The sequence below is a fragment of the Clostridium sp. CTA-7 genome (genome assembly GCF_054768095.1).
Genome location: NZ_BAAAAV010000003.1, coordinates 69,976 through 84,122, shown reverse-complemented (window position 1 = coordinate 84,122; position 14,147 = coordinate 69,976). Strand labels below are relative to the sequence as shown.

Sequence of the window (14,147 nt, the reverse complement as noted above, 5' to 3'; positions counted from 1 at the left end):
AATTTAATTAAAATATATAGTATAATTGAAAAATAGAGGAAGTTTAATTTAAATAGTGGGTGAATAGCGATGAAGAAAATAATTATAGGTTTTGGAGAATATGAAACAAACGTAATTAAAGTTGACGAACAAATGATTAGAGAGATAGCGAATAAAATGAAACAATTAAAAAATTTTGAATTTAGTTTAGGAAAAAATTTAATTGAGGATGATGAAAAAATTAAATTATTATTACCAGATAATTTTAGGGATTATGATATAATAGCGAAAAAGATATTTGAAGTAGATCACATTGTAAATCCTATAATAAATATAGTTTCATATAAAGGCCCAGATACTTATGAAGAAAATAGTAAATGTTTAAATAAATCAGAAATCAAATATTCTACATATGAGGAAAAGGAAATCTTATCTATATTAAGGACAACTAAACTACGAGAAGGAAAGAATATTATTAAAATTGCAGTAGTGATGGAGTCTCCTCATAGAGAAGAGTTTGTAATAGAAAATAATAAGTTTAAGCCACTAGGACCTGCAATGGGAGCAAGTGGTAATAATATAGAAAAATATCTTATTAATTTAATAAAAGCCATTGAGAAATGTTACTTTGTCTGTAATAAGTATGATATTTATATAATTAATCCTGTAAAATTTCAGGCATCATTAGGTAGTTTTTATAAAAAGGGATTAAATGATAAGATAAGAAATGAATTATGGAAGTGTTTATATGAAAATGTATATAAAAAAGAGTTTTTAGAAGAATTAAAGAAGTATGATATTATAGTAAACTCTTGTACGGCTATTAACAAAGAATATGGTAAATATCAAATAACAAATGATTTAAAGAGTATTGAAAATAGAACATTTGATATAATAGAATGTAGTAGACATCCAGGCTATTGGCATTTAACAACTAAGTTGAAATTTATTGATATTGCAGGTAAGGAAATATATTTACATGATTTAAATGAACTAAATAACTAAGCCACTCAATTAATCTTGAGTGGCTTGTCCATTAAGATTACTATCTAATGTATTGTGAGCATTTCTAATCATATTTTTATTCCTGTGTTGATAAGTATTTCTAGTGAATACAGGAGTATAATGTCCCAGTAAATCTGAAACAGTTTTTTTATCAATACCTAGCAAGTACAATTGTTGAGCACAACAATGGCGTCTATCGTGGAATCTCATGATCGGCAATTTCAGTTTTTTTAGAGTTCTCTTTAAACTACTAGTTAAAGAAGAGGGATTATAAATATATCCATCATCTTTGCATATAACAACATTATGTTTATTTACCATTCATTTTTCCTTTAATTCTTCTTGATATTCTTGCAATTCAAGGAGTAGTTGAAATACTGAATCAGGAATTGGGTTTATTCTAATAGATGTAGAAGTCTTTGGTGCTTTAAATATAGGTCCTTTAGTAGTTAATACTAATTGCTGATTGATGCTTAGTTCTTGCTCTTGAAAATTGATGCTATCCCAAGTAAGACCTAATATTTCCCCACGTCTCATGCCCATTTGAAACCCTAAAGCAAAAGCAACTTTATGTGTTAGCGTAGGGGAAGAATTAATAACAGTATGAATATCATCTAAATCTATGAGTTCAGGATGAAATTCATCTTTTTGAGGTATATTATCCACTTTTACTGCTGGATTACTAAGAATATAGTCTTTCCTTACAGCGCTATTAAGTATATTTACAATAAGCCTATGTAAATGCTTTATAGTTGTATTAGATATAGTACCTTCTTTTTCCTTGTAATTATAAAATTGTTCTATTGTCCTTGGAGTTAGGTCTTTTAATTTTTTAGAGCCTAAAAGTGGTGTTATATGTTTCTTTAATAAAAAGGTATAATGCTCTATGGTGGTAGGGGATAAATTTTTCTTATTAATTAGCCACTCTGTAGCATATTGCTCAAACTTTTGATTATCAGCATCTCTAAAAGTTCCAGTTGCAACATCTCCCTTAATTTTATCTAAGTAAGTTCGTGCTTCTCTTTTAGTCCTAAAAACACCTTTTCTACATTGCTTCCTTTTACCAGTTAGACCATCAACTACATACCAAAAGATATACCAACTACCTCCTTGAACTTTTTGATATGGGTTCCCTTTTCATAGTTCCTTCTTATTTGTCTTCTTTTCCATTTTAAATACATCCTTTCTCAAGTGAGTTTTCTAACCATAAGTTAAATTCATGTTTAGGTATTTTGATTAATTTTTCAATTTTTATCTTAGGAAAATTATTATCTGAAACAAGATTATAGGCTGTAGATCTACTAACCCCTAAAATTTCTTGTATATCAGTGACTTTGTAAAACTTTGATATTTCCATGTTGTTTCCTAATCTTTCCTTCATATATATCACCCTTCTATGTTTTAACAATTTTTGTTATAAAGTTTCAAATTTTTTTATTAAAAAGTATGTTATACAATAACCAATAATTTTTATCTAAACATGTATCTTATTAATTCTGATGTTGTGAAAGTAATAGGTATGAACATGATTTTCAATGTAATATTTATCTATAACATTTAAACTAAAAAATCAGCCATAAAGAATAAAAAAATTTTCACTACAATAATTTATTGATAAATAATGCATTTAGCCAACGTTGTATTAAGAATTATCACACTGAAAATAGCGATAGTATGAATAACACAGTTTTTTTTAATCGGTCACAAATTTAAAAAATATTTATTGAAATATCCAATATTTTATTATCAGATATATGTTAAATATTGGAAATGTTTATCTATAGCATTGATTTGAAAAAATCCACTATAAAATCTAAAAAATGGAAAAAATTAAATTTTCTGTTTTTCATAATTGTAATAATTTGCTTGCTATTAAAGGAAATAAAGAATAAAATTATATTTAAGGGAAATGATATTAAAAGGGAATTTATGTGATGGAGGTTTTGGGATTATGTATTATGAGTTTGTAAGTGTAAATAATTTAGATGGTCATAAAATCTCCTATGAATATTTGAAAATAAAAAAGTTTGTTTATGATACTTTAAAAAATGAGAAATTCATAGAGTTAAAGAATATAACAGAGCAAATAACTAATGGAATAAGAATAAGAAAAGAATATTATTCACAAGATGGTTTTCGAGTAATAGGGCCTGGTGATATTAAAAATGGCGTAGTAGTATTTGATGCTTTAAAATGTGTGAAAAAAGATATTGTTAATGAGAAAGATACAGTAAATAAAGGGGATATTCTAATTACTGCGGCAGGTAGGTCTGGACAGATAATATGTGTAGAAGATGATTTAGATCAAGTTGTAATTACATCAGATATTATAAAGATTACTATGAAAAATAAAGAAGATGTAAAGTTACTTGTTAATTTTCTTAGGAGTAACATAGGGCAAAATATTATCAATATGCAAAAGGGAAGTAGAGGAAATAGGTTATTAGTTAAAAATATTGAAAATATGATGATACCAAAAGAATTTTATAAATACATTGATAATTCTAATGAAACAGTAGATTTAAATGTAGAAGCATATGAAAGTCTGAAAAAGGCAGAAGTTTTATTTTCAAAATATCTTTACTATAAAGGGGAAAGTGAAAGTAAAAAGTTTTTTTTTATAAATAAAGAATTGAATGTAGATAGATTAGATTTCAATTACTATGCAAATTTATATTCTAACCTTTACAAATTGATAAATACAGATACTAAAGACATAAAATGGCAAAGGTTAGGAGATTTAATTGAGATAAAAAAGGCATTGAAGCCTAAATTAAATGATTATGATAAAGTAAGATACTTTACATTATCAGATGTTGATGCAAACTTATCCATTGTAAAAGAAACGCATAAAGAAGTTTATTGTAATTTAAGCAATAGAATGAGATATATAGTTGAAGAAGGTGAAATTATAACTGCAAAGGCTGGTAGTGCTACTGGGACTAAATCACATGCAACAGCATTAATTACAAAAGAATTAGATGGAATGTTAACCAGTGATGTTTTATTTAATTTAATTCCTAAGAAGATAGACAAATACTATTTACTATTTTTATTAAAGCAAAATATTATAATAAGTCAAATAAGTATGATAGCACGAGGAACTCTATATAAATTACTTCAAAGAGAAGAATTTGCAAATATAAGAATACCTCGATTTAAAAAAGAGGTTGAAGACTTAATAATTAGTTATATGAAAAGTTATACATTAAATATTAAAAGTGATTCAGAGAAGGAGGTGGATTAGTGGTTAATAAAATATATGATCATTTAGGAACACCGAGAACAATAAAAGAGTTATATGAAAGATTAAATGAAGTTGGACTTAAGTGGAATAAGGCTCAAGTTCAACTATTTTTACAGATGGATAAGAATATAGTTCAAGATGGAGAATTTTATAGTGTTAGTAGCGGTGATATGAAAGAAGTAGTTTTAGGTATCATTGAAAAAACAATTGGTTCTAAACCAATAATACCTATCAAGCAAATAATTAATAATATTCCTTCGGATATTGTAATAAGTGTAGAAGAAATAAGGAAAATTGCTGTGGAAAGTGGCAATTATATAAATCCAAATGCAGCAGTATTAAAAAGAATCAACTAGGAGGACTAGAAAATGAAAGAATTGAAAGAGAAAATAATAAAGTTAGGTTATGAAAAAATAGAAGATATAGATGAAAGTACATTTGTAGGAAGCCATAAGGATGTTTGTGTATACGTTAAGAAAGTTGAGGATGATCAATTAAAACCAGACTTAATAACTAACATTACTTATGAAGCAATGGCTACAGATCCAATGTCAACATATGTTTGGATCACTAATGGAACGAGTAATTCTTATATTTTAGTTGAAGATGAAAAGGCAATATCAGAGATCCCTTTAGTAGTAGAAGGTAAGGAGAAATTCCATTTTGGAAGAAGAGAATTAACTGATAGAGATATATGGTCAATTAATAAGTATCAAGAATTGCAAGAAAAGTTTGATGGTATTCATGAAATGATTTATAACATGAAAGATCATGTGAATAATTCTAATGATGCTATAGATGAGTTTTGTAAGTTGATTTTTATGGAAGTATTTAGATTAAGTCACACTGATTATATATTAAGAGGTGGCGAATTAGAAGGAAAGAAATTTGATGATATCTATAGATATGAATATATAGAAAATGCAAAAGATAAGAATAAAGCAGTTGGAGAAATAAGAGAAGCATTTAAAATAGTAAAAAATCATGAAGACTACGTTGCAACACTAGATGATGGAACAAGGGCAGGAATATTTAGTGTGGATGATTATGTGAAACTTGAAAATCCAACTATTTATATAACTGTCTTAAAAACATTACAAGATTTAGGCCCATTAAAAACAGAAATTGGAGAAAGACCAGGAACTTTACTAGATTTAACAGGAGATGTAGCAGGTAGAGTGTTTGATGTACTTTTAAGAGGAAAGTTTGAAAATAAAGGTGGAATGGGTATCTATCTTACACCAAGGCAGGTAACGGAAGCCGCAGTAGATATGGTTGTATATGATTTAACTAAGGATGGAGCAGGAAAGTTAATAGAGACTGATCCTAAGACTGGATATCCAAAGTTTAAAGTAGGGGATTTATGTTGTGGTTCAGCAGGATTCTTAATAAAAATGTTGCAAGAAATAAAAAGTCATATGCTTACTAGATTAGGTGGTAATACAAAACATTATGAGGAAGTTTTTGATTTAATGAAAGAACATTCTTTTATAGGTGCAGATAATTCACCAGGAATGGTTTTAAAAGCAAGATTAAATATGGCTATGAATGGAGCAGCAAAATGTCCAATATTCCAAACAAGAAACTCTCTTATGACAGAAAATCTTGAACCAGAAACTTTTGATGCAATAATAACAAATCCACCATTTGCTAAAGGTGGAGTTAGTAAAACAATAAAAAAAGGTAAGTCAACAATAGAAAACCCAGAAGGAATTGAAATAATAGCAAAATATTCAGAGGATATTGATGAAGATAAGCAAAACAAAATGAATCCAGATAAATTGTCATTAGGATCAAAGCCAGATAGTAAGGGTAAATGGAAGGAAGTAAACTCAATAGATCCAGCAGTATTATTTATTGATAGAAATCTACAATTATTAAAAAAAGGTGGATTATTAATGATAGTAATTCCAGATGGAATACTATCTAATTCTGGGGATAAGTATGTAAGAGAATATATAATGGGAAAGAAGAATCCAGTAACAGGAGAATTTGAAGGTGGAAAAGCAATACTTAAAGCAGTTATTAGCCTGCCAGCAGAAACATTCTCACTATCAGGAGCAGGTGCTAAAACTTCATTATTATACTTAAAGAAAAAGGAGCATCCAGGAGAAAAACAAGGCCCAGTGTTTATGGCAGTAGCAGATGAGGTTGGATTTACAGTAAAGCAAAATGTGGAGATACAATTAGGTGATGATCATAATGATTTGTTAAAAATTGTAGAGGCGTATAAGGTAGGAATACAAGAGGAGATAGAATAGGTGGTGAGAATATTGGAGCATTATAGAATAATTAATAGTAAACCAAGTATTAAATGGGTTAATAGTGAATTTATAGAAGATAGGTTAAGTATGGACTCATTTAGCGATGAGTATCTAAAATGGAAAGATAATTGTTCACTAAGTTCATGCTTTAAGATGAATAAAATAAAAGATATAGCAAAAGGAATTAATATTGGATTTACTTCAAAAAGAAATTATCAAACAGAAGGTGTAAAATTCTTAAACATTTCCAATATTCAGCAGTTTAATTTTAAACTCCAAGATGTAAAATTTATTTCTAGAGATGTACATGAAAGTTTAAAAAAATCGCAATTAGAATATGAAGATGTGTTATTGACTATTACTGGAACAATAGGAGATTCTGTTGTAGTTCCAAGTGAGTTCGGGGAAGCCAATATGTCTGCTAATATTGTTGCAATAAGATTAAGTAAACTTTATGATCCGTATTACTTATGCACGTTTTTCAACAGTAAATACGGTAAAATGCAGACAAAAGGAAGTTCAAAATCAAATGTGTGGTCTAATCTAGGTGTTCAAGAAGTAAGAGAAATTGAGGTACCTATACCGAACTGTGAAATTCAAAAATATATAGGTGATAAGATTAGAAAAACGGAAGATTTAAGGTTAAAAGTAAAGAAATTAAAAAATGAGGCGGAAATATTATTAATAGATGAGTTAAGTAGAAATAAAACGAATCAATTTAATAAGAAAAAAGAATATACTTTTATTAATAATAAACCTAATATTCTATATGTTTCTGAAACATTAGTAGATGATTCTAGGATTGAGGCTACGTTTTATAAAAGAGATGATCTAGAACTGGATTCTAAATTAATACATTATGAATATGGATTTAAGCCCTTAAAAGAATTATGTACGAAAATAACGGATGGTACTCACAAAACACCGAATTATATAGAAGCAGGGGTAACTTTTATATCATCAAAAAATATATTAGATGATGAAATTGACTTTGAAAATGTAAAGTATATATCTATGGAAGAACATCAAGAAATCTCTAAACGGTCTAATGTAGAGGCTGGGGATATACTGTTTACGAAGGTAGGCCGTATAGGGTATGCAAAGGCAGTTCCTAACAAGGATAATAATTTTAGTATATTTGTTAGTGTTGCATTATTAAAATTGAAAAAAGAAATTGACCCGTATTATGTAGAAATGTTTTTAAACAGTAATTATGGGAGAAGTCAATCATTTAGATTATGCAAAGGTTCTAATCAACCTGATTTTCATTTGGAAGATATTGGGGAATTAAAAATTCCAATTTTACCAATAGATATACAAAAGAAAATAGGCGATAAAATAAGAATGATTGAAGAGATAAAAGATCTAGAGAAGAGTTTAATTAAGCAATCAAAACAAGATATAGAAGATTTAATAGAAGGTAACTTTGATATGTCCAAAATAAAAGAAGCTAATTAAAAGGTAGGTGAACCTTTTGCAAAATGTTAATCATATAGTAAAAAGGTTAAATATTTTATATGACTATGGTGAAATAAACTATAATGAAATATTTAGCTATTTAATAGAGGAAAAGTTCTTGAAACTTATAGGCAATAAATTGGTAATAACAAAAAAATGGATTACATTTAGTGGTAAGGTTAGCAGGGAAGAGTTTATATCATCTCTTCTTTGCTATTATCCATCACTATTGAATACATTACTTTTAAAGGTATATAGAGAAGCATGTTCTATCGGTGAAAGTGGAGATGGGAAAGCACTGTTTGAGTTTGTTGATAGCATACCCAAATTTTCGGAGAGAATAATAGAAATTGAAAATGTACCTATACAAGAAAATGAAGAAATAAAGTCATTATATCAGGTTATTTTTAATGGATATCCTCAATATGGAGAAATGTTGAGTAAATTAAAGTTAATGCAATTAGCAGAGGACATTAATGATTTAGATGTAGTACCTGTTGGTAAAAATCCTAATGAAAATTGGATAAAGGGTAGAAGAATAACATCATCTATTTCATTAAAGAAAAACAAAGAAAAACAAGAATTCACCTTAATTCCTTATGAATATTCAGATTTTCAGGTTGAAAAGGAAGTTAAAGATATTTTATCTTTTCCTTGGAAAACATTTTTAATTGTTTTATCTATGATAGGTTTAGAATATAAAGTAGAGGGATTTGATGGAGTTGCAATAAGACCTTCAGAGGTAAGTAATCCTTATAATGAGCAAAATTTAGAAGTGTACATCTGCAATTCTAAAGGAAATGAAGTTAAAGTAGGTTCATTAGATAAATTTATATATGATTATTGTATCAAAAATGAGTTATTAATATTCCCTGATAAAGTACCAGAGGTTAGTAAAGTGGTTTTTGAATTATTGCCTGAACGTAAGATGGATTACAAAGATGGTGAATATGTAATAAATCAAGATTTAAACGATCTTATATATTCGAAGGACATAATAATTAAAAATAGATCGAGAAAATTTAAGAATAATCTAAAAGATTATATTGAAGATTTGAGGAAGGCACTATGATAATAAAAATAGGTACAGATAGATTTTGGGTTAGAGCATCCAATCTGGAAAGATGGGCAGAAATACTAAGTTCACTGCCTAGAGAAATACAATGTAAAAGTAAAAAAGATATCGCAAAAAATTACCTTCATTATAAAGTTGATGAAGGAGGTAGGGTTGTAAATTCTGATGAGGTCTATGGACTTTTTGGGGCTGAAAAATCAAGGACTGGCATAATTATTGTAGGTAGCAACTTTATTAATGAAAAAGATAAGGGCTATGTATTAACGGAGGGTGCAATAGATCTTTTAAATAAATATAACGAAAATGAAGAATGGGAGAAAGCACTAGCAGAACAACTATTAAAATATTCAGTAAGAGTTAGAAGTATAGTATTGGCATTATTAAATGGAGGATGTTTAGTATGTGAAAAAGGTTATCTCCAAAATTTAAAAACATCCTATATTTCTTATGGAGATAATGTCTACTATATATTTAGTAATAAGATGGAAGATGCAACTGTTAATAATTTAATAGGACTCTATCCTAATATTGTGTTTGGTCCATTTTGGAGAGAGGAACTAGATATTTGCAATGATGAAATAGTAGAAATTCAAGGAGTTAACAAGAAAGAACCATCTCTTGGATCTAGTACATATTTAAAAATACCTCTGCTGCTTTTTAATTACCTGGGGTGGATTAAAGAAGAAAGTGAAAGAAGATATATTTTAGATAAGTATAGAATCAAAGAAGATATTAGTGAAGAAACCTTTAATAGTTTAATTATGAATAATACCCTTAATGAAATTGAGGAATTAAAAGAACTAATAATGGGAAATTCAGATGCGAGAGGATTCTTCCCTATAGAGAAGGTTGGGTCATCTTTGAAGGATAAGATTGATAGAAGTAATAATGAAAGATATGATCAATGGATAGATCATTACTTTATGACTGCTATAAATAATGGGGTATTAAGAATAGTAGATAATGAACAAGGGCAACCAAGACATGGAAGAGGTCTTCTTGGAAAGAAAGATTATCAATTAATTAAATTAGAAATTTTAAAATAAGGGGGTAGAGATTATGTCAATGTGGTCACCTTTTGGTATAAGTGATTTTCCATTAAATCAACCTATGGTTGGACAAAAAGAGTTTTACGATACATTTAGGTCATTCACTAAAATGATGAAAAAAGCCAATATGGCAACAATATTCCCATTAATATCTAAGTGGGGTATAGGTAAATCAAGAATAGGATTTGAAGTTATATCAGAACCTTTAGGTATGGATAAAGGTTGGATAGTAAGTGAAGATGGTGAGCAACAAGAAGTAAGAATTTTCAAACCAAATTTTGAAGATAAAGTGCTACCATTATATATTAGATATTCACAAATGTGCCATGAAGACTTAATAGGAGATAATTGGGTTGCATATGGTACATACATTGCATTAACTTACTTATCTAAAGAACCAGATGGAAGTATTCAAGGCAAAATAGTTGAATCTATTCAAAATGCATTATTACCAATGGGATTTGATAGAGAAACACTAGGTGCAATTTTAGAAATAGAAAGCATAAACCTAGACGATATTGTTATTGACGGTAGTAAATTAGATAAATTAACACATAAAGCCATTGACTATATAAAGAAGTTTAATATAGAACATATACTAGTTGTTTGTGATGAACTTGAAACAGCAGGTGAAATTGCAAAGTATGGTATAGAAAAAGATAAGGAACTTCAAAGTAAGATTGATGGAGAGGCAATTCAAGTAATTACTAATGCTATAAAGCATGAAGATCCTAGAAAGAAATATCCAGAAGTAGCATTTTTACTTCTATGTTCCACTGTTATTGGTGGTAGTATTCAGGGGATAGGAGCATTAGATAGAAGAACTGAAATGTATGAAATGCTTCAAAATTCTTTTGCTGATATTTCAGATTTTACTGAATATCTAAGTAAAAAAGGGATGATTCCTGAATATCCAAATGGAACAATAGAGGCTGCATATACAATTGCAGGAGGTAATTTTGGATGGTTCAATGTTATTATGTATAATGTTGATCAAAAGATGGAAGATGAAACTATAAAAAAGGAAACAGGATATATTTTTGAAAATATATTAAATTCAAGCAACAGGTTCAAGGAGAGTCTTATAGATAAATCATCCTTTGATTATATAGATTGTAATGATAAGTTTAAGGAAACTATAAAACATGCTCTTTTAAAGCAAATTCCAGATAAAAAAGATTATTATTCAAGTGAAGCGATTAAGGCTATGTTGGATGCAAAGGATATAGAAGGTGGAAAGTTATTTAAAGAATTCTACTGTGTAAAATTAAAGAAAGATAAAATTGGTTCATATTTAAACTCACAAGGATATAAGAAAGATATTGGGGATATTTTTATTAATAATATTGGTGGAAATTTTGATTTAGAAGTTTTACTAAGAAGTCTTAAGACATTCTCAATAGGTGTTGGAGAAAATGAATATATAGTTGGAAAGGAAGAAGAAACATTTTTAGATCAGATAAGAATGCTTTATCCTAAAGAGGAAGTTGAAGAAGCAGCAAAGTATTTATATTCTTATATTATTGAAAAATTACAAATTGACGAAGTAACTGATGCTGATTATATAGGACCTGATTTTGCTTTCTTAAGTAAGATAAATAGAAGATATAGAGTTGATAAAGATAACTTCGGATATGTTCCAGATTCAGAAAAGAATAAGGAAATAGAAAAGTTGTTATTAGAAAGAAGCAAAAATAGAAAAGATGAAGTTAAAAGGATACTTTCAGGATCATGTAGGGCTTTAGAACTAAGTTATTCAGAGGAAATTTTTTATTCGATAAATGGTATAGATTGCGTAAGGACTAAAGTTGAAAATGGTCCATTTTTAGATGTACACAACAATAAAATAGTAGATATTATTTGGGGGAAAGACGAAGAAAAATTAAAAGATGTACTATTGGATAATAAATTAATGAAAGATGGTGTACATCCTATAATCGTGCTTTCAGATTCAGTAATTAGTAAAGAATATACTGAAAAGTTTATTAAAGATAAATATGATGGAATTGGTAAATGCTTAATTTTTATTAATATTACAAGACTTCAAAAGGATATATTAGAAGTAATCTCCTTAGATAAAGAAATATTGGATATTAGAGAAAATAAAAATATTATTACTCCAATATTTAGAGAAAAGGTAAGAAAAATAAGAGATTATATACAAACTACATCAAATGAGTGGTTTGATAGAGTTGATAGTGAAGGATGGGTTTTAAGACCAATAATCTATAAAAAGCAATCAGATTCAGCCATTAATATTTTACCAGTAGGTTTTAAACAAATGTTGATCAATGATATTGATAGTGAAGAAGTTGGAAGTCAAAAAGATTATAAACTTTCTCAATCTGATTATACTGAATTTACAATGGCACTTAAAAATATACTGATAGGTAAATTAAATGAAGGGCAAGGCTATAAAGAAACTGGATTGTTTGTTAAAGATGAGCATGGCAATTTTACGGTTGCAATCCCTTCTTGTGTAAATAGAATTTTAAAATTTAACTCTAATTGCAATAAATCAGTGGAGGAATATGAGGATAAATTTTTCTTTAGTGTTTCTAAAGATATCAAGACTAAAAAGATAGTAGATCAATGGATAGCATTTATGATAGACATTAATCTATTAACTAGAACAAAAGATGGATTTATTGGCAGAATATCATCTTATGAACTTAAGGGGAAATATGACATGGTTAAAAAATGGCTTGATGAAGACTGCAAAGAAGAGATAAAAAGTATGAAAAAGGTAATTAATGGGCCATATTTAAAAGTTCTTGAAGACAATCAAATACCTTATTACAAAGGGAAATTACAAGAAGCAGAAGGAATTAGAGATGAAATAAAAATTGAATTGTTAGAAGTTAATGATATTAATACTTACAACAATTTCAAGGATGTTATTGGTAAAATAGTAAAATTTGATGCCTTATGTAGAGAAGTATATGATAAAGATGGATGGAATAATATAAATAGTTATAACCCTAATATCATTAAAGATATTAAAATTGATGATAAAGAAAAACCTTTATGGTTTAGAATAAGGCATATACATCTATTTATTGATTATATAAACAACCTAAAAGTACCAGCAGAAAAATCTATTGCTGAAAAAATTGAAGAAGTTAAAAAGACATGTGTTTATGAAGATATTATGCTTCCAATATCACCAATTACAAATATTCTTGAAAAGTATTGTAATGAATTACAGAACTCAACTGATTATAAGAAAATGACAATGTCAGGTACAGGCACTATGGTAACTCATATTAATACACTTGCATACAAGTTGCAAGACGGTGATTTCAGTGGTGCTGCTATGAGGATAGAGGAAATATTAGAGTATTGTGGTTTAGAACCTATAGAAAATAGTGAATTAAAATGGTCAAATGATAAGGGAATAATAGGTGAATATAAGAATATTTATAAAGGTTTTAAGTTTGTTGTTGATGGATATAAGAAAAAAGCAGAGTCAGAAAGATGGATTAAATATTTTTCGGATGCTCCAGCAAATTTAAAAAATAATACTGATGTTAAGAATCTAGATACAATAATTACTCAACTAGATTTCTTTATTAACGGTGGATTGGAACAAGATGTTGATGATGCAGGAAATGATATGTTATCTAAGCCCGAAGAGTATATGAAGTTCTTAAAGGATAAAATTGAAGATATGTATCAGAACGTAGGGATGATTGATGGATATAAAAACAATGTAATGAATTTAGCAAAAGTTAAGAAGAACGAGTTGAGAGATGAAGATTTAATAAAAACTATAGATAAAATTAGAAATCATCAAGGTTTATCTCCAGCATCTATCGAAATTAGAATGGATGAATATCCAAAAGAGAATTTATATAGTGAAACTAAAACTTCTATGAAAAGGAAAATGAATGTACTAGAAAATGAAGGAGAGAAATTCTTTAAAACTTCATCTAAGATTAAGAAGACTACATTCAGTTTTTACAAAGAAGTTATTACTAAAGATGGAGATATAGATTGGGATAACCACTTAGAAGAGATGAAGGAATTGTTAGATATTAAAATAATAAGGCAGAAAATTGAGGTGTAGA

General features: G+C 28.1%; 11 protein-coding genes and 1 pseudogene. 8 read left to right on the top strand and 4 right to left on the bottom strand.

Annotated elements, in window-relative coordinates:
• Positions 1-69 precede the first annotated feature (69 nt).
• Positions 70-984, top strand: coding sequence for a hypothetical protein (locus tag ACYUEX_RS06520; protein WP_460287153.1), 915 nt, complete (start codon positions 70-72; stop codon positions 982-984).
• Between the two features lie 9 nt (positions 985-993).
• Here ACYUEX_RS06520 and ACYUEX_RS06515 read toward each other — a convergent pair whose 3' ends face one another.
• From ACYUEX_RS06515 to ACYUEX_RS06500, 4 genes and pseudogenes are all read right to left on the bottom strand, one after another.
• Positions 994-1,305 (bottom strand): tyrosine-type recombinase/integrase, encoded by a 312-nt coding sequence (locus ACYUEX_RS06515; RefSeq protein WP_460287152.1) that lies wholly within the window; start codon positions 1,303-1,305, stop codon positions 994-996.
• On the bottom strand, positions 1,306-1,650 hold the full coding sequence (locus tag ACYUEX_RS06510; protein ID WP_460287151.1) for a site-specific integrase: 345 nt from the start codon (positions 1,648-1,650) through the stop codon (positions 1,306-1,308). It lies immediately after the preceding gene.
• A gap of 12 nt (positions 1,651-1,662) precedes the next feature.
• Positions 1,663-2,079, bottom strand: a pseudogene (locus tag ACYUEX_RS06505) (tyrosine-type recombinase/integrase); the annotation flags it as partial.
• A 76-nt stretch (positions 2,080-2,155) separates the two neighbouring features.
• Positions 2,156-2,365 (bottom strand): helix-turn-helix transcriptional regulator, encoded by a 210-nt coding sequence (locus ACYUEX_RS06500; RefSeq protein ID WP_460287149.1) that lies wholly within the window; start codon positions 2,363-2,365, stop codon positions 2,156-2,158.
• A gap of 528 nt (positions 2,366-2,893) precedes the next feature.
• On the opposite strand from ACYUEX_RS06500, the gene ACYUEX_RS06495 reads away from it, so the two are divergent.
• The 7 genes from ACYUEX_RS06495 to ACYUEX_RS06465 are packed head-to-tail and all read left to right on the top strand — an operon-like array spanning position 2,894 to position 14,146.
• Positions 2,894-4,231, top strand: a complete 1,338-nt coding sequence (locus ACYUEX_RS06495) for a restriction endonuclease subunit S domain-containing protein (protein WP_460287148.1) — start codon at positions 2,894-2,896, stop codon at positions 4,229-4,231.
• Positions 4,231-4,587 (top strand): hypothetical protein, encoded by a 357-nt coding sequence (locus tag ACYUEX_RS06490; RefSeq protein ID WP_460287147.1) that lies wholly within the window; start codon positions 4,231-4,233, stop codon positions 4,585-4,587. The genes ACYUEX_RS06495 and ACYUEX_RS06490 overlap by 1 nt, the downstream gene beginning before the upstream one ends.
• A gap of 12 nt (positions 4,588-4,599) precedes the next feature.
• The gene (locus ACYUEX_RS06485; protein WP_460287146.1) at positions 4,600-6,492 is read left to right on the top strand and encodes an HsdM family class I SAM-dependent methyltransferase; all 1,893 of its coding nucleotides are present in this window, start codon (positions 4,600-4,602) and stop codon (positions 6,490-6,492) included.
• Positions 6,493-7,953, top strand: coding sequence for a restriction endonuclease subunit S (locus ACYUEX_RS06480; RefSeq protein WP_460287145.1), 1,461 nt, complete (start codon positions 6,493-6,495; stop codon positions 7,951-7,953).
• Positions 7,954-7,969: 16 nt separating this feature from the next.
• A complete protein-coding gene (locus ACYUEX_RS06475) occupies positions 7,970-9,025 on the top strand; it encodes a hypothetical protein (protein WP_460287144.1) in 1,056 nt (351 codons plus the stop codon).
• Positions 9,022-10,074 (top strand): hypothetical protein, encoded by a 1,053-nt coding sequence (locus ACYUEX_RS06470; RefSeq protein ID WP_460287143.1) that lies wholly within the window; start codon positions 9,022-9,024, stop codon positions 10,072-10,074. Before ACYUEX_RS06475 ends, ACYUEX_RS06470 begins: the two co-directional genes overlap by 4 nt.
• 13 nt (positions 10,075-10,087) lie before the next feature.
• On the top strand, positions 10,088-14,146 hold the full coding sequence (locus ACYUEX_RS06465; RefSeq protein WP_460287142.1) for a hypothetical protein: 4,059 nt from the start codon (positions 10,088-10,090) through the stop codon (positions 14,144-14,146).
• Position 14,147 lies beyond the last annotated feature (1 nt).